Origin of the sequence: Ensifer sp. Root558 (assembly GCF_001427045.1) — a bacterium.
Lineage (GTDB): Bacteria > Pseudomonadota > Alphaproteobacteria > Rhizobiales > Rhizobiaceae > Ensifer > Ensifer adhaerens.
Window position 1 is genome coordinate 593,787 of the sequence record NZ_LMGC01000023.1, and the last position, 16,254, is coordinate 610,040.

A 16,254-nucleotide genomic window follows, 5' to 3' on the forward strand; every position below is an offset into this window, starting at 1 on the left:
TCTCTGGCAAGATTGTCACCAAGCGCCGCGATGAATTTGGTTTTCCAAGGGCAAGTGCGAGGCGGATTTACCAGCCGCCGCCACCACCGCCACCACCGCCGCCGCCGGAGAAGCCGCCGCCGGAAGAAAAGCCCGACGATGACGATTTGGGTGGGGGCGGCAGGGAGGACGTCATCGTGTCGGCCATGGATCCGGCAAAACCGCCGATGCGATCGCCGAAGGTGCTCGAGCCGAAGCCGTCACCGTGATACCAGCCCGGCTGATATGCAGCGGCCGCAGCCGCCCCAGCCGCCGCGGCAAGCAGCCAACGATCGAAGGTCTCGGTCCAGGGCTTCTCGACGCCAAGCGCCACGGCGTAAGGGAGCAGCGTCTCGAAATGCCGGGGCGACATTTCGGGCGCGCCTTGCATGTTCATCCGGTCTTTCTCGGCGAGCGTCATGTATTGCCTGAGCCCGTCGATGCCATCCATCATCCGCGTTCCGAGCGGCGTCGGCGCACCCATCAGGAAGAAGAACAGCACGTTGACGAGCACGATCGCGCCGATCACGAAGAGCAGCGGCAGTTCGTCGGTTTCGGCTGCCGAATAGAAGACGGCCGCAAGGATGGTCGAGAAGATGGTGAAGGCGACGAAGCCGATGAAGGCGACCACGACGATCGACATGATCCGACTCATCAGGCTCCTTTCGCGGCGAAGCGACTTGCCGAAGGAGACGGCGAGGATCGAGACGAAGAAGGCGATGAAAACAGGAACGATCACCAGCGGCAGGCTGTCCTCGCTGAGATCCCCGAACAGGAACACGGCCGCAACCGCCAACACCGAAAGGATGACACCGGCGACGATGTAACCGCTGTTGGCGTGGTAGTACTTGCCGCGATGCTCGCGCTCCATGGCGTTGCGGAAATCGGCGCCGGTCGCCTGCACCCGTGTGCCATGGGCGGGGTCGATGGTGAGCTTGCCGCCAGCGGCATCGACCGCCTTCATCACGGCCGCCTCGCCGGTCGGCAGCTTTTCGTCGGGTTTCTTGCCGGTGGCGGCAATGACGATGGCGTTCTTCAGGTCTTCGAGAACCACGTGGCCCTTGACCGCGAGATTGAGTGCTGCCGCCGACAACGCGGTCCAGCCCTCGCCGGAAAAGCCCCTGTTGTCGATGTAATTGACCAGCGCCGGTGAGATGCCCTCCGGCGGATCCCAGCGCGGCACCATGACGCCGCGGTCCGGGTCACGCCCGGCCCTGAGCCAGGCCTGGCTATAGTAAAGCAGGACGACGGCAAGGCCGGCACCGGCGATGACGAGCGCCAGATGGTCGTGCAGCCACCAGGCATTTTCCTGGCTGGAGGTGGGCCTGTCGATGCTGCCCTTCGGCATCTTGATGGCGATCGTCAGCCCTTCGCGCGGATCGAGACGTCGGGTGGTGGCAAAGAAGATTTCGCTGCCGTCCCTGGATGCGCGCGCATCCTTGCCGGTCGCGCCATAGCCGCCAGTGAAGTAATCGAGCGCTTCGGCCCTTACGCCTTCCGGCAGCGTCACGGTCGCACTCGCCTCGTCGATCGGGAAATCCCACTCCGTACCGGTGACGTTCCAGTAGAGTTCGTCGTGATCGTCAAAGAAGCGGATCTGCCGGCCAGTCTCGTAGGTGAACTGGAAGGTATGCTCCCCCCGCTCCAGAAAGACCTCGGCCGAACCGGTGTAGATGCGGATGCCGCCGTTGATCGTCTCGGTGCGATAGGGCTCCTCCTCACCGTCACGCTCGACCGAGAGCAGCTTGAAATCGACCTTGCTGCGCTTGCCCTTCGCGTCGGTGAAGGTCAAAGGCATATCGCGATAGATACCTCGGCGGATCTTGTTGCCCTCGACCGTCGCCGTGATCGTCTCGGTCACCGTCATCGTGCCGTCCTTGGCGACATCGATGACGGAGCGATAGGCGGAGAAGACCTCCTCCGCCCGACCGACGCCTGCCGTTGCCAGCAAAAACACCAGAACGGCAAATGCGGCAGCGAAACGGACCATGCGGATCAAGCTTTCTTCCGGTTGAGGTTCAAGACACGAGATCGGTTCTTATGGGTGAGAACGGGATGCGCGCGGAAACCGCAGACACGGCCGCACATCCCGCACGGTATCAAGGCCGGTCGCCGGTGAATTCGACGCCGAGCGAAGCGAGTGCATCCCAATAGGCCGGGTACGTTTTGGCAACGCAGCCGGGATCTTCGATGGCGATGCCGTGGATCTTCAGGCCGGCAAGCGCAAAGCTCATGGCGATGCGATGGTCGGCGAAGGTGTCGATCGAGGCGGGCAAGGTCTGGCCGGCAAGCGTGGGATCGGAAGAGACGATCAGGTCGTCGCCTTCCTCGTGCGCCAGATCCGGCCGGATCGCGGTCAGACCGAGCGACAGCGCGCGCACGCGGTCGCATTCCTTGACGCGCAGGTTGGCGAGACCGACGAAGCGCACCGGCGTGTTGTTGAAGGCGGCAAGCACGGCGATCGTCGGGATCGCGTCCTGCATCTGCGAGCCGTCGATGACGGCGGGCAGGTTCGGGAAGCTCGCGATCACCGCATGGGCGCGGGCATCCGGCTGCGAGAAGGCGTCCGCCGGAACGCCGATATCGATGGCGCCGCCGGTCAGGACTTCCGCAGCCCAGAGATAGGTCGCCGCCGAAGCATCCGGCTCGATGACATAGTCGGCTGCCTTGTAGCCGGTCGGCGCGACCTGCCAGACGGAGGGGCTCAGCTGCTCGACTTCGGCGCCGAAGGCACGCATGGCGGCAACCGTTAGGTCGATGTAACCGCGCGCGCCGATCTCGTCGCCGGCAAGCTCGATGTTGACAGGACCCTTGGCGCCGGGGGCCGCCATCAGCAGGGCCGAGACATACTGGCTCGACAGGCCGGCATCGATGACGACGCGACCGGCCGGGAAGCCGCCGGTGCCTTTGACGGTGACCGGCGGGCAGCCGGTTTCGGAGGTGACTTCGACGCCGAGCGTTCCGAGTGCTTCGACCAAGGGCTTGATCGGCCGCTTGCGCATGTGCTGGTCGCCATCGACCACGACCGTGCCATCGACGAGCGCGGCAGCAGCCGTCAGGAAGCGTGTCGCCGTTCCGGCATTGCCGAGGAACAAGGGAGCTGCCGGCGGGAGCAACTTGCCCGTGCTGGTGACGACGAAGGTCGTTTCATCCGGCTCGCTGACTTCGACGCCCATCGCGCGCAAGGCTTCCGCCATGTAGCGGGTGTCGTCGCTCTTCAAGGCACCCGTCAGCCGGCTCGTGCCCTTGGCAAGGCCGGCCAGAAGCAGCGCCCGGTTGGTGATCGACTTCGAGCCCGGCGGGCGCACATGACCGCGGAGCGGGTGGTCGGTCGGCAGGATGGTCAGTTTTTTCATGCTATCGGAGGTCATCGAATAGGTCTCTTGATGCGAATGGCGCCGCGGCGGGATCCCGCGGCGAGGAATGTTCGGGAGGCGTGGCTGTCAGAACTTGACCTGCGGCACCGCGCGGTCGGCTTCGTTGGTGATCTCGAAATAGCCGGCTTTGACGAAGCGGAAGGCGTTGGCGATCAGGTTGGACGGGAAGCTCTCGACCTTGACGTTCAAGTCACGGGCCGCACCGTTGTAATAGCGGCGCGACATCTGGATTTCGCCTTCGATCGTTTCCAGCGAGCGCTGCAGCTCGGCGAAATTCTCGTTGGCCTTGAGGTCCGGATAAGCTTCCGCCAGCGCAAAGAGCTTGCCGAGCGCCTGGGAGAGCGCGCCTTCCGCCTGGGCCCGCCCCTCGACGTCGCCGGCTGGCACCGCCTGTGCGCGGTTGCGCATGGCGATCACCTCTTCGAACGTCGACTTCTCGTGTGCGGCGTAGCCCTTCACGGTTTCGATCAGGTTCGGGATCAGATCGGCGCGGCGCTTCAACTGCACATCGATACCGGACCACGCCTCCTCGGCGATCTGCCGCGCCTTGACGAGACCGTTATAGACGAAAACCAGATACAGAATCACGACGACGGCGATTGCCAGACCGATCATAGGGCACCCTCCAAAAACTCGCGCAGAGATTAGCATTCGCTTCTCAGCTTCAAAGCGCTTTCTGCAGCATTTGGCCAGAGAAACCTGCTCCTCCCCAATTCCCGCTGCACCGTGAACACTGTGTTTCCCGATGCCACGCCTTTTCACGTCAAAAGACCGGCTTTCCTGTTCCATCGGGAACGGCGACCGGACCGGCGATGGGCGATAGTCGGTTCATCGAACAACCCCGGAAACGAAGTGAAGACCATGAAAACGCTCGCAACTCTCATCAACGTGATCGCCTTTACGGCGCTCTTCGTTGCCTATGCGAGCGCGCATTCTCCGGAACGGCCGAGCGGTGTTCGCCGCGCTCTTCAGACCTACTCCGGTCAGGTCTATACCGGCGCCTATCCCACAATGAAGCCGTACTGCAAGAACGACGCCGGCACGACCTTCGTCATCTGACAGTCGAAGGTTCAGCGATCCGCGCCGCGATCGCCGCTGCCGCCTCATCAGCGCCGAGCGTCGTCACATCGATTTCAATCAATCGGTCGCTTCTGCCGCGCAGCAGCCGGTGCGCGCGCCGCAATCCCAGAAGAACTTCCGGATCGGTCAGCTTGTGCAGCTTGCTCCGGCCGGCGCGTGTCAGGCGCTTGAGATTTTCCTCGACGTCGCAATCGATCACGACCGCAACGAAGCGAGCGCCGCGTTTTTGCGCGAGTGCGGCGCAGTCCTCGAAGGCACGCGTGTCGGTGGCATCGTCCGAGAGCGCATCGGTGAAGATGAACGACCGTTCGGCTGCCGCCCTTTCCAGGTGCTCGAACACGCTTTGGCGGACCGCCGATCGAAGCGAGCGATAAAGCGGGTCACTGCGCGCAAACAGTGCCTCGGCCGGATTGATCAGCGTGTGATTGTCGGCGAGCCGCGCGCCCAGCCTTTCAGCAAGATGGCGCGCGATCGTCAGCTTACCGGTACCCGGCCAGCCGTTGATGTGAACGACAAGGCCGGACGGTTCTACGCTCAAGCGGCGTCCCGGTTGAGGTTCGCGCCACCGGCGTCGGTCAACAGGAAGGCTTCGCCGCAGGCCTTGGCGAGCGTGCGCACCCTAAGGATGTAGCTCTGGCGCTCGGTGACCGAGATCACGCCGCGGGCATCGAGCAGGTTGAACACATGGCTTGCCTTGATGCACTGGTCGTAGGCTGGGAAGACGCATTTGTGCAGGTGGTTGTTGCTGTGGTCGCCCGGTGCTCCGGCAGCCAGCAACGCCTGGCACTCGGCTTCCGCATCGATGAAGTGCTGATGCAGCATCGCCGTGTTGGCGTATTCGAAATTGTAGCGCGAATATTCCTGTTCGGCCTGCAGGAAGACATCGCCATAGCTGATCTTCTCGGCACCCTCGCGACCGTTGAAGTTCAGGTCGTAGACGTTGTCGACGCCCTGCACATACATGGCGAGGCGTTCGAGACCGTAGGTCAGTTCCCCCGAAACCGGCGAGCACTCGATGCCGCAGACCTGCTGGAAATAGGTGAACTGCGACACTTCCATGCCGTCGCACCAGCACTCCCAGCCGAGACCCCAAGCGCCGAGCGTCGGGCTTTCCCAGTCATCCTCGACAAAGCGGATATCGTGCAGCAGCGGGTCGAGGCCGATCGCCTCGAGCGAGCCGAGATAGAGTTCCTGCAGGTTGGACGGGTTCGGCTTCAGGATTACCTGATACTGATAGTAGTGCTGCAGGCGGTTCGGGTTTTCGCCGTAGCGGCCATCGGTCGGGCGACGCGACGGCTGGACGTAAGCCGCACGCCAGGGACGCGGGCCCAGCGCGCGCAGGGTCGTTGCCGGATGGAAGGTACCGGCGCCCACTTCCATGTCGTAGGGCTGCAGCACGGCGCAACCCTTATCGGCCCAGTAATTGTGGAGTGTCAGGATCAGAGCCTGAAACGAGCGCTTCGGGTTCATATGATCAGGCAGAGTGGTCATGGATCGCGTCCGGATTTCTTCTAGAAAATGTGCCGGACAGGTGCCACGCCTGATGACAGGGGTCAAGCGCTACGGCAGCGGGCGGGCAAATAGACCGCAGCCACACCGACGCGTTCCGACCGCCCTCACTCGCCGTCGCGCTTCAGCCTGTATTCGCCGGTTTCCGGGTCCTGCACCAACGTTCCCTGCGCCCCGGTCTGCTCCTCGCGGCGAGCCTGTTCGCGCTGGCGCGTCAGCTTCTGGGCATCCGCCACGAACTTGCGATAGCCGAGCCAGAAGACGAAACCTGCGATCAGGAGCAGGATGAGTTGCGGCATTTTCCCTCCAAGGACATTTCAGGCCGGGCAGGCATCAAAGCCCGAACCGCGCCCACAATGCCCTTTCCTCGATGGCTTCGGCAAGTCCCGCCGCTGCGGAAGCGGCCATTGGCTCGACCAGAGCACCGGCAATGGCCGCGCCGCTCTGCCGGCGGCCAAAAAGGCTGCGCACCGGCTGGATGAGCTCGAGCCGCGCCTTGTCGCCATAGCGCTTCTTCACCTCGCCGCGCAGATCGCCGAGACTATCGATGATGCCGAGCTCCAGCCCGCGCCGGCCGGTCCAGAAAAGGCCGGAGAAGATATCCGGATCGTCGGCGAGCAGCTGGCCGCGACGGGCCTTGACCATCTGGATGAAGGTATCGTGGATATCGAGCTGCAGGTTCTTCAGGAACGCGATGTCGTTTTCCTTTTCCGGCTGGAACGGATCGAGCATCACCTTGTTTTCGCCAGCGGTATAGACACGCCGCTCGACGCCGATCTTCTTCAGGAGTTCCGGAAAACCGAACCCGCCGGAGACAACGCCGATCGAGCCGACGATCGACGTCGGGTCGGCAATGATCTCGTCGCCGGCAAGCGCGATCATATAGCCGCCGGATGCGGCGACGTCCTCGACGAAGATCAGCACACGCTTTTTCTTCTCCTGGGCGAGATCGCGGATGCGTTGGTAGATCAATCGCGACTGCACAGGGGAGCCGCCAGGCGAATTGACGGAGATCGCGACAGCAGGCGCCTCCTTGATTGCGAAGGCCTTTTCGAGAAGCGGGGCCGCTGTCGCCAGGTTGAGCGCCGGCCGGAACTGACCGCCGCCGGCCATGATCGCGCCGTGGAGCCGGACGACGGGGATCGTCACGCCTTCCTTGCGAAAACGCTTGGGCAACAACCGTCTCAGGAACGCCTTCATTTCAACTCCTGCCTGCTGGGACATGCCATGATTTTGAGCCGGAACGACCGGAAATCATAGACATGACCGCGTCTCATCGGCGAAAAGCGGAATGCTTCGCCGGATCGCCCGCCAGGGGCTCTTCCATGCCATGTATGCACTGATGCGGCGAACGCAATGCCGCATACGGTAAATCAGCGGCGGCGATAGGCGGCGCGGCCATTGTTGAGGTCGTCGACATGGTCTGCGAAGCGATGCCCCTCCTCGTGCATGACGAGCGGGGCGCGGAAGACTAGCCGCTTGCGGCTCTGCTTGATCGCCGTCACCAGGATGCGCACGGCGTTTTCACCGACCCGCGGATGCAGCGCCGTGATCTCGATGCCGCCAAAGCGGCGGCCGCAAGCGGCGATGATCTCGGCGATCGATTCCGGCCGAGCGATCAACGACAGTTGCCCGCCGGGCTTCATGATCGCGCCCGCCGTCTTCACCCAGATCTCGAACAGCCCGTCGCTCATCGCATGGGCCTCGGCCTTGAGCGCATCCGGAGTCTTGCGGTCCGAGGCATCGTTGAAGGGTGGGTTCATGATCACATGATCGAAGCTGTCATCCGCCAGACCCGTCGCGACACGCGCCTTGCCGGTCAGTGAAACGTCGGCCTCAACGACCGAGACGCGCGAGGAAAAACGGGCGTTTTCGGCAAGCGCCAGGCTGCGGCGGGCAAACTCCGCCATAACGGGCGAGCGCTCCACCAGCACCACTTCCGCATCGTCGATCCGCGAGGCGACGGCCATGCCGGCTGCACCCGCGCCCGCACCGAGATCGGCGACCCGGCAGGGACGATCCGATGCAACGAGCGACGCAAGCAGCATGGCGTCCATGCCGGAGCGATGCCCCTGGCCGAGTGGCTGGACGACATGGAACTTGCCGCGGTGAAATGCATCGACGGTTTCGGTCGCAGCCGGCATCGGCTCCGTGCTCAAGGGCGCAACTCCGCCTCGAGCCCGGCATCGATCAGGATCCGGCGCGCCGCGTCCGCGTCTTCCTCGGCGACCAGAAAGCGACGGGGCAAGAGTCCGAGCGAGCCCTCAAGAATGCTCATCCCCTGGTCGGCGATGAGACTTGCGATGCCGGCATCCTTCATCAGGCTCTCGGCAAAGGAGAGCACGACGGCATCGTTGGTACGGATCAATTCCTTCATCCGGCGGTTTTTCCTGTCCTATTTCAGCAAGCGGGACAATTCGCCTCTTGCCGCACGGGACACCCCTTCCTATTGTCGAAAGCGACAATGAAAACAGGAGTCCCGGTGTGGGCGTAGTGATACCGCTGGAAGACAGCAAAAACAAACAGGCGTCCGTAAAGCCGCTCGTTGATCTGACCGCTGCGGACATGGAGCGCGTCAACCAGCTTATCCTGTCGAAGGCCGGCTCCGACGTTCAGATGATTCCCGAGGTCGCCAACCACCTGATTTCTTCGGGCGGCAAGCGCCTGCGCCCGATGCTGACGCTCGCCTCCGCTGCGATGTTCGGCTACGAGGGCGACGCCCACGTCAAGCTCGCAACCAGCGTCGAATTCATGCACACCGCGACGCTTCTCCATGACGACGTCGTTGACGAAAGCGACCTTCGCCGCGGCAAATCCACCGCACGCACGATCTGGGGCAACCAGGCAAGCGTGCTGGTCGGCGACTTCCTGCTCGGCCAGGCCTTCCGCATGATGGTCGATGTCGGCTCGCTTGACGCGCTCGACGTGCTGTCGACCGCAGCTTCGGTCATTGCCGAAGGCGAAGTGCTGCAGCTCTCCGTCGCCAAGAACATGGAAACGACCGAGGACGACTATCTCCAGGTCATCCGTGCCAAGACCGCAGCCCTTTTTGCCGCCGCGGCCGAAGTTGGGCCGATCGTTGCCCAGACCAGCAAATCGGACCGCAACGCGCTGAAATCCTACGGGATGAACCTCGGCCTCGCCTTCCAGCTCGTCGACGACGTGCTCGACTATGGCGGCTCGTCGAGCGACCTCGGCAAGAATGTCGGCGACGACTTCCGCGAGGGCAAGATCACCCTTCCGGTAATCCTCTCCTATCGCCGCGGAACGGCGGAAGACCGTGCCTTCTGGCGCGAGGCGATCGAAGGCGGCGACAGCAGCGACGCGAACCTCGACAAGGCACTCGGCCTGATCAAGCGCTATGGGGGCTTGAGCGACACCATCGCGCGCGCCCAGCATTACGGCACGATTGCCCGCGATGCGCTGGCGCCGCTGCCGGCGTCTCCCTGGAAATCGGCGCTCACCGAAGTCATCGACTTCTGCATCGATCGCGTCAGCTGACGGGCTCCGGGCAGGTCAGAACGAGCGACAGGATTTTCTTGCCGCGTTGCGCCAAAAAAGCCATTCTGTTCCTCAAGAGTTGCGTTGGGCTATATGTGGCTGACTCCGAAAACAACCCTTAGTGGTGCGAAAGCCGAGCAATCGGCGCGAAAGGTTTGACATGCGGCAAAAGACGATTCTCCGCCTCCTCAGCGGCGCAGCACTGCTGGCTCTCGCTGCTGTCAGCGGCGGCTACCAGGCATTTGCCGAGGAGAAGACCGCAGCCGTCGAGGAAACTGAGCCGTTCGACATCAAGTCGGTCAATACCTTTTCCGGCGCGTTTCTCGCTGCCCGCACCGCCGATACGGACCGCGACTTCGCTTCCGCCACAGAACTCTACCGCATCGCGCTGCAGTTCGAGCCGAACAACAACGACGTCAAGCAGCGGCTGATGATCACGCTTCTGATGGCGGGCCAGTTCGACGAAGGCGCGAAGATTGCCGAGCAGTTGAAGTCCGACCCGGCCGTCGAGCGCATCACGACGGTCATTCGCGCGATCGAGGCGATCCGCAAGCGCGAGTATCGCAACGCACAGAAGCTTCTGAACTACCAGGGTCCGAACGATCTCGACCGGCTGATGAACGGCCTGCTTTCGGCCTGGGCGAAATTCGGCCAGGGCAAGCCGAAGGAAGCACTCGCCGAGATCAACGGCCTTGACGGTCCTGAATGGTTCCGCGTGTTCAAGAACTATCATGCGGGCGCGATCGCGGTTGCTGCGGGTGACAAGCAGACGGCGCGCACCAGGCTCAACGATGCCATTCTCGACCGCGAGGGCGGAAGTGCCGCTCCCGACACCTTCATGCGCGCGGTCGAAGCGCTTGCCCGTTTCGAGGCGCGCGAAGGCAACAAGCAGAAGGCGCTCGATACCGTCGCCGTCGGCGAAAACATGGTCAACAACTACACGCCGCTGCAGGCGCTGAGGACCGATATCGAGAATGGTGTTCCGCAGGAACAGCAGGTCAAGAACGCCACCCAGGGCGCTGCGGCCGTGCTCTTCTCGATCGGTGCGGCACTCAACCGCGACGGCGCCGAGGACATCGTCTCGCTCTACCTGCAGACCGCGCGCCGGCTCGACCCTGACAGCGCCGACATCCTGGTCATGCTCGGCGGCATCGCCGAAAACCTGAAGAAACCGAACGAGGCGATCGAACTCTACAAGGCCATTCCCGAGACCTCGCCGATGCGGCGCGTTTCGGAACTACAGCTCGGGCTCAGCCTCGCCAGCATCGGCAAGGTCGACGAGGCGAAGAAGCACCTGAAGGCGCTCATCGACGTCGATCCGAAGAACATCCGCAACTATCTCGCCTATGGCAGCGTGCTTTCCGACGCCAAGGACTACAAGGAGATGGGCGAACTCTACGATCGCGCCGTCGAACAGATCGGCTCCGTCCCGAAGCGCAGCGACTGGACGGTGTTCTTCCAACGCGGCATCGCCTATGAGCGCCAGAAGCTCTGGGACAAGGCCGAGCCGAACTTCCGCAAGGCGCTGGAGCTCAATCCGGACCAGCCGCAGGTGTTGAACTATCTCGGCTATTCCTGGGTCGACATGAACATCAACCTCGAAGAAGGCCTGGAGATGATCCGCAAGGCCGTCGAGTTGAAGCCGGATGACGGCTATATCGTCGATTCCCTCGGCTGGGCCTATTTCCGCATGAACCGCTTCGACGACGCAGTCGTGGAACTGGAGAAGGCGGCCGAACTGATGGCCGGCGACCCGACGATCAACGATCACCTTGGCGACGCCTACTGGCGCGTCGGCCGCAAGCTCGAAGCCGTGTTCCAGTGGACGCAGACGCTCGAACTGAAGCCCGAGGAAGCAGAGATCCCGAAGATCAAGGCAAAGATCGAGAACGGCTTGCCGCCGCTCAAGGAAGCGGTCCCCGCCTCGGCCGATGCCAAGGAAACCGCGCCGAAGAAGGTGACCCCGGAAGCACCGGCGCCGGACAAGAAGTCCTGACCGTTCCATGTCGGAAGGTGACATCGCGGGCTTCGCGCTGACGCGTGCAGCCCCCGCCAAGATCAATCTGGCCCTTCACGTCGTCGGCCAGCGCGCCGACGGCCACCATCTTCTCGAAAGTCTCGTCACTTTTGCCGATTGCGGCGATCGCATCGGTCTCTCGCCGGCGGATGCGGATCGCTTCACGGTTTCGGGCGCGTTTGCCGCCGCGCTGCCGATGGATGCCGGCGCGGGCGGCAACCTGGTTCTAAAGGCACGGGACCTGCTGCGCGCCGAACTGCAGGCACTTGACCCCGACACGGCCGGGCCGGTCCACCTGCATCTCGAGAAGAACCTGCCGCTCGCCTCGGGCATTGGCGGCGGATCCGCGGATGCGGCGGCGACGCTTCTTGGGCTTCTCGATCTTTGGGGCGCGACGATCGAACCCTCCCGCCTCGGCGCCATCGCGCTGCAGCTCGGAGCGGACGTGCCGATGTGTCTTGCCGGCACGCCACTGCTCGCGAAGGGGATCGGCGAGGACATTACGCCGCTTGCGGATTTCCCCGCGCTGCCGGTCGTGCTGGTCAATCCGCTCGTCGCCGTCTCGACGCCGGTTGTCTTCCGGGCCCTCGCCAACAAGACGAACCCGCCGCTCGTTGCGCCTCACAGAGCCGGCACGGCGGCCGAGTGGATTTCTGCGATCGCAACGATGCGCAACGATTTGCAGCTGCCGGCAGAGGGCCTTGAGCCCGTGATCGGCACGGTCTGCAAGGCATTGACCGAAGCCGGATCGGCGCTCACGCGCATGTCGGGCTCAGGCGCCACATGCTTCGGCCTTTTCGACAGCGACGTGCGCGCGGCTGCGACAGCGCGCGCTCTTTCGGAGGCCTACCCCGGGTGGTACGTTCTCGCCTGCAGGACAGTGGGCAAAGGGAAATAGCATGGCCGGTATCGACGAAAAGCGTCCGTTCATTCCTGTCGGGATCGCCATCCTCACGGTCTCCGACACGCGCACGCGCGCCGACGACAAGTCGGGCGACACATTGGAAGCGCGGGTGCGTGACGCCGGCCATCGGCTTGAGGCGCGCGCCATCGTTTCCGACGACAAGACGAAGATCTACGACCAGGTAAAGGCCTGGACGCTCGATCCCAACATCGACGTGGTGATCACGACAGGTGGAACGGGCTTCACCGGGCGGGACGTGACGCCTGAGGCGCTGGAACCGTTGTTCGAGAAGCGCATGGACGGGTTCTCCGAAGTCTTCCACCGTATCTCCTTCGAGAAGATCGGCACCTCGACGATCCAGTCGCGGGCAACTGGCGGCGTTGCCAACGCCACCTTCATCTTCGTCCTTCCGGGTTCGCCCGGTGCCTGCCGTGATGCGTGGGACGGCATCCTCAAGCAACAGCTCGACTATCGGCACATGCCCTGCAATTTCGTGGAGATCATGCCGCGGCTCGACGAGCATCTGAAACGTGGCTGAAGAGCTTGGACCGTTCCGGCTTGGCCGACCTGTTACCTTAGTAACTGACGGTCGCTTCTCCTCTCGTTAGTCTCCAAGCGTTGACACAGCGAGGAACGACCGCCGCACGTTCTATTCCTCGCGCCGCAAGACCCTTCCGCCTCTGTCCCCCAGGCGGAATGCAATGTTGGATACGACGGGTAGCCAGAATGCTGCCCGGATAGAAATCTACCAAACAAGGTCATTTGAGAGCCGCTTGGAGGTGCCGTCCCCCCGGGACTGGCACCTTTAATTTTGCGCGCTACGAACCGGCGTTACCGCCTGGCTTCGACGGCGACCCAGGCCGGAACAAGTTCGGTCGAGAGCTTGCGGACAGAGCGGACATTCGTCATGGCATCCAGGCCCGTATTGCCGCGGGCGGCCGCAAGAGCATCGTTCTTGCGCAGGAGAAAGCCTGTCTCCAGCGGCTTTCCCCGCCGGGTCAGCCGGCGGAAGAAAGGCCTGCGATGCAGTCTCGAACCGGAGAAGCGGGCCGGTGCCTTGTTCATCGACACGTACTCGGCCAGTTCATCGATCCAGCGGCCGATCGGGCGGGCGCCCGGCTCCAGCAACATCAGCCATTCGCCACGCGCCGAACCCACCACATCGGCGAGATCCCAATCCCGGCAGAAACGGCATCCAGCGGCATCGGCCACATCGGACGAACCATCCTTCGAACCATGATCGAGGATGATCACATCGCTGACCAGCCCCTCCACGGCGCCGGCAACCAACACAGCAAGCGTCTGCGCCAGTTCGGCTTCGTTGTCGCGGGTTTCCATGATGATCGTGAGCATGGTTTCTCGTAACGCATCGGCACGGCAATTGCTACATCCAGGACATCGACCGAAGCGGTGCCTTGATCGACAAAACCGAAATTCCAATTTTTTGTTCTTGAATCGTTCTCTCATTCGCGATAGGAAAATAATCAGAACAAAACGGGATCAAATATCTGATTCCGGGGAGATTCCAATGACCGAGCTGTCTCAGATCAGGCAGGGTGCCCTTGCGCCCGCCAACACGGCAGATGTGGCCGAAGCGATGATGAGCGCAACGGGCCTCCGGATCGACATCGATCGCCGCCGGGGGCGCGGCGCCGGGATCAACATGTCCGGCAGGTTCGAACCGCGCAGCCGCGAGACGTTCGACGACGGTTGGGAAAGCCTGGAGGATCTGCCGCCGTTCAAGACCGAGGTTCAGGTCGAGAAGCCGCGCACGGTGATCACGAGGAACGAGTCTCCCGACATCTCCTTCGACCGCTCGATCAATCCCTATCGCGGCTGCGAGCATGGTTGCATCTATTGCTTCGCCCGCCCCACGCACGCGTATATGGGCCTATCGGCCGGCCTCGACTTCGAAGCGAAGCTGTTTGCCAAGCCGGATGCACCGCGACTTCTGGAGCGCGAACTGGCGCGGCAGGACTACAAGGTGAGGCCGATCGCCATCGGCACCAACACCGACCCCTATCAGCCGATCGAGAAGGAGTGGCGCATCATGCGCCAGATCCTCGAGGTGCTGCGGGACGCCAACCATCCGGTCATGATCGTCACCAAATCAGCGATGGTCACCCGCGATATCGATATCCTGGCGCCGATGGCGGAAAAGGGACTGGTTCGCGTCGGCATCTCCGTCACGACACTCGACCGGAAGCTCGCCCGCACGATGGAGCCGCGGGCCTCTACGCCGAGCAAGCGGCTGGAGGCGATACGCATGCTTGCCGAAGCGGGCATCCCGGCCGGTGTTCTCGTTTCCCCTATCATTCCGGCGCTGAACGACCACGAGATCGAGCGCGTGCTCGAAGGAGCAAGGACAGCCGGAGCAACGGAAGCAAGCTATGTCCTGCTGCGGCTGCCGCTCGAGGTCAGCCCGCTCTTTCGCGACTGGCTGCTGCGCAATTATCCGGACCGCTACCGGCACGTCATGTCGCTCATCCGCTCCATGCGTGGCGGCAAGGACTATGACGCCGAATTCGGCAAACGCATGAAGGGCGCCGGCCCCTATGCGTGGCAGATTGGCCGCCGCTTCGACTTGGCGGTCAAGCGCCTCGGCTTCAACCCGACGCGCCGGCAGCTGCGCGACGATCTCTTCGTGCCGCCGCTCGGAACGGGGGTGCAGCTCTCGCTTCTTTGAAGGCTTTCCGATCGCCTGGTAGCATCCGCAATTCGTAATCGGCGCGCAGCGAGAGATGATCGCCCCGCACCGCCAGGCGAACCCGATAGCGGGCGCCTCAGATCGCATAGCAGTTCCGGTGCCCCTTACCCGCCGTGGGCCCCGGTAATCCCCCGTCCGCCGCCGCACTCGGACTTGGGGGCTTGAAGAGAATCGGTCGATCATGCGAATTAGACTTATGTCTCGCAGATCGTCCGATTCTCCCCTTTTTCCCGATATCATCGAAGCGCCCGGTTTCAGTTTCGAGCTTTCGGCCAAGGGCGATGGCTTCTGGCCGGTCGCCGGAGCGGATGAGGCCGGGCGTGGGCCGCTCGCGGGACCGGTGGTCGCCGCCGCCGTCATCCTCGATCCGGACGCCATTCCCGCGGGCCTCGACGACAGCAAGAAGCTGACGGCGCAGGCGCGCGAAAAACTGTTCGAAGAAATCCTCGCCACGTCCGAAGTGTCGATCGCCTCGGCTTCGGCCGGCACGATCGACGCCACCGACATCCGCAAGGCAAGCCTTGAAGCCATGCGGCGCGCCGTGGCCGGCCTGCCCTCGAACGCACGCTTCGTGCTCGTCGACGGCCGTGACGTGCCGCCCGGCCTCACCTGCCACGCCAAGGCGGTCGTCAAGGGCGATGCGCGGTCGCTGTCGATCGCCGCCGCTTCGATCGTCGCCAAGGTCACCCGCGACCGCATGATGGCCCGTGCCGATCTCGCACATCCCGGCTACGGCTTCGCGCTCCATGCCGGCTATGCGACGGTGACCCACCGTCGCGCCATCGAGACCCACGGCCCCTGCCCGCTGCACCGCATGAGCTTCCGGCCGCTGCGCCGGGACGACTAACCTTTGCGCAATCCCTGACCAGCGCTACGCAGGCGTTTTCGGTTCCGCTTCCGACATATCTCGTCAACAGCTTTTCTCGCGTCAAAAGCCATACCGGCGGCGCGCGTGCTGACGTGCGCTACGCTAGCCCTTGAACACTGGTCCTACTTCGGCGGCCGAACCTGATGTGGCGAAACGCCTACGCAAATCTCTGACGGAGGCTGGCGCCACCCATTGTTCGGGCCAGCGCGTTCTCTGCAGACAGGCATAAAAAAAGCCCCGCACGAAGCGGGGCTTTCTTCAATCGAATGTCCG

Annotated in this window: 17 protein-coding genes; 7 read left to right on the plus strand and 10 right to left on the minus strand. The window is 63.3% G+C overall.

Features of this window, described 5'->3' with window-relative positions; all coding sequences use genetic code 11:
* Positions 1–67: 67 nt before the first annotated feature.
* The 3 genes from ASD63_RS22700 to ASD63_RS22710 all read right to left on the minus strand — a co-directional run bounded on the left by ASD63_RS22700 (position 68) and on the right by ASD63_RS22710 (position 4,010).
* Positions 68–2,008 (minus strand): DUF2207 domain-containing protein, encoded by a 1,941-nt coding sequence (locus ASD63_RS22700; RefSeq protein WP_034801090.1) that lies wholly within the window; start codon positions 2,006–2,008, stop codon positions 68–70.
* Between the two features lie 109 nt (positions 2,009–2,117).
* On the minus strand, positions 2,118–3,389 hold the full coding sequence (locus ASD63_RS22705) for a 3-phosphoshikimate 1-carboxyvinyltransferase (RefSeq protein WP_060529836.1): 1,272 nt from the start codon (positions 3,387–3,389) through the stop codon (positions 2,118–2,120).
* Positions 3,390–3,461: 72 nt separating this feature from the next.
* Entirely contained in the window at positions 3,462–4,010 is a 549-nt protein-coding gene (locus tag ASD63_RS22710; protein ID WP_034801085.1) for a LemA family protein, read from the minus strand.
* Positions 4,011–4,256: 246 nt separating this feature from the next.
* Here ASD63_RS22710 and ASD63_RS22715 point away from each other — a divergent pair, with 246 nt between their 5' ends.
* The gene (locus tag ASD63_RS22715; protein WP_034801082.1) at positions 4,257–4,454 is read left to right on the plus strand and encodes a hypothetical protein; all 198 of its coding nucleotides are present in this window, start codon (positions 4,257–4,259) and stop codon (positions 4,452–4,454) included.
* Here the strand turns inward: ASD63_RS22715 and ASD63_RS22720 are convergent.
* The 6 genes from ASD63_RS22720 to ASD63_RS22745 form a co-directional block, all read right to left on the minus strand.
* Positions 4,447–5,013 (minus strand): AAA family ATPase, encoded by a 567-nt coding sequence (locus ASD63_RS22720; protein WP_034801080.1) that lies wholly within the window; start codon positions 5,011–5,013, stop codon positions 4,447–4,449. The genes ASD63_RS22715 and ASD63_RS22720 overlap by 8 nt on opposite strands.
* A complete protein-coding gene (locus tag ASD63_RS22725; protein WP_060516372.1) occupies positions 5,010–5,966 on the minus strand; it encodes a glycine--tRNA ligase subunit alpha in 957 nt (318 codons plus the stop codon). The genes ASD63_RS22720 and ASD63_RS22725 overlap by 4 nt, the downstream gene beginning before the upstream one ends.
* A 125-nt stretch (positions 5,967–6,091) precedes the next feature.
* Positions 6,092–6,283 carry a membrane protein gene (locus tag ASD63_RS22730; protein WP_034801076.1) on the minus strand — a complete coding sequence of 64 codons (192 nt, stop codon included), beginning with the start codon at positions 6,281–6,283 and terminating at the stop codon, positions 6,092–6,094.
* Positions 6,284–6,317: 34 nt separating this feature from the next.
* A complete protein-coding gene (locus ASD63_RS22735; RefSeq protein ID WP_034801074.1) occupies positions 6,318–7,184 on the minus strand; it encodes a S49 family peptidase in 867 nt (288 codons plus the stop codon).
* Positions 7,185–7,357: 173 nt separating this feature from the next.
* Positions 7,358–8,128, minus strand: coding sequence for a tRNA1(Val) (adenine(37)-N6)-methyltransferase (locus ASD63_RS22740; RefSeq protein ID WP_034801071.1), 771 nt, complete (start codon positions 8,126–8,128; stop codon positions 7,358–7,360).
* An 11-nt stretch (positions 8,129–8,139) separates the two neighbouring features.
* The gene (locus ASD63_RS22745; protein ID WP_034801069.1) at positions 8,140–8,361 is read right to left on the minus strand and encodes a DUF2007 domain-containing protein; all 222 of its coding nucleotides are present in this window, start codon (positions 8,359–8,361) and stop codon (positions 8,140–8,142) included.
* 107 nt (positions 8,362–8,468) lie between these two features.
* Here ASD63_RS22745 and ASD63_RS22750 point away from each other — a divergent pair, with 107 nt between their 5' ends.
* From ASD63_RS22750 to moaB, 4 genes are all read left to right on the plus strand, one after another.
* Positions 8,469–9,485 carry a polyprenyl synthetase family protein gene (locus ASD63_RS22750; RefSeq protein ID WP_034801067.1) on the plus strand — a complete coding sequence of 339 codons (1,017 nt, stop codon included), beginning with the start codon at positions 8,469–8,471 and terminating at the stop codon, positions 9,483–9,485.
* 160 nt (positions 9,486–9,645) lie between these two features.
* Positions 9,646–11,481 (plus strand): tetratricopeptide repeat protein, encoded by a 1,836-nt coding sequence (locus ASD63_RS22755; protein ID WP_034801065.1) that lies wholly within the window; start codon positions 9,646–9,648, stop codon positions 11,479–11,481.
* 7 nt (positions 11,482–11,488) lie between these two features.
* Entirely contained in the window at positions 11,489–12,400 is a 912-nt protein-coding gene (locus tag ASD63_RS22760) for a 4-(cytidine 5'-diphospho)-2-C-methyl-D-erythritol kinase (RefSeq protein WP_034801062.1), read from the plus strand.
* A 1-nt stretch (position 12,401) separates the two neighbouring features.
* Complete coding sequence (moaB, locus tag ASD63_RS22765; RefSeq protein ID WP_034801059.1) at positions 12,402–12,944, plus strand: molybdenum cofactor biosynthesis protein B; 543 nt, start codon at positions 12,402–12,404, stop codon at positions 12,942–12,944.
* 293 nt (positions 12,945–13,237) lie between these two features.
* On the opposite strand, the gene ASD63_RS22770 is transcribed toward moaB, so the two are convergent.
* Complete coding sequence (locus tag ASD63_RS22770) at positions 13,238–13,759, minus strand: glycosyl transferase (RefSeq protein WP_034801056.1); 522 nt, start codon at positions 13,757–13,759, stop codon at positions 13,238–13,240.
* Between the two features lie 175 nt (positions 13,760–13,934).
* Between ASD63_RS22770 and ASD63_RS22775 the strand changes: the two genes are divergently transcribed.
* A complete protein-coding gene (locus ASD63_RS22775) occupies positions 13,935–15,092 on the plus strand; it encodes a PA0069 family radical SAM protein (RefSeq protein WP_034801053.1) in 1,158 nt (385 codons plus the stop codon).
* Positions 15,093–15,309: 217 nt separating this feature from the next.
* A complete protein-coding gene (locus ASD63_RS22780; protein WP_060529837.1) occupies positions 15,310–15,960 on the plus strand; it encodes a ribonuclease HII in 651 nt (216 codons plus the stop codon).
* The last annotated feature ends 294 nt before the right edge of the window (positions 15,961–16,254 follow it).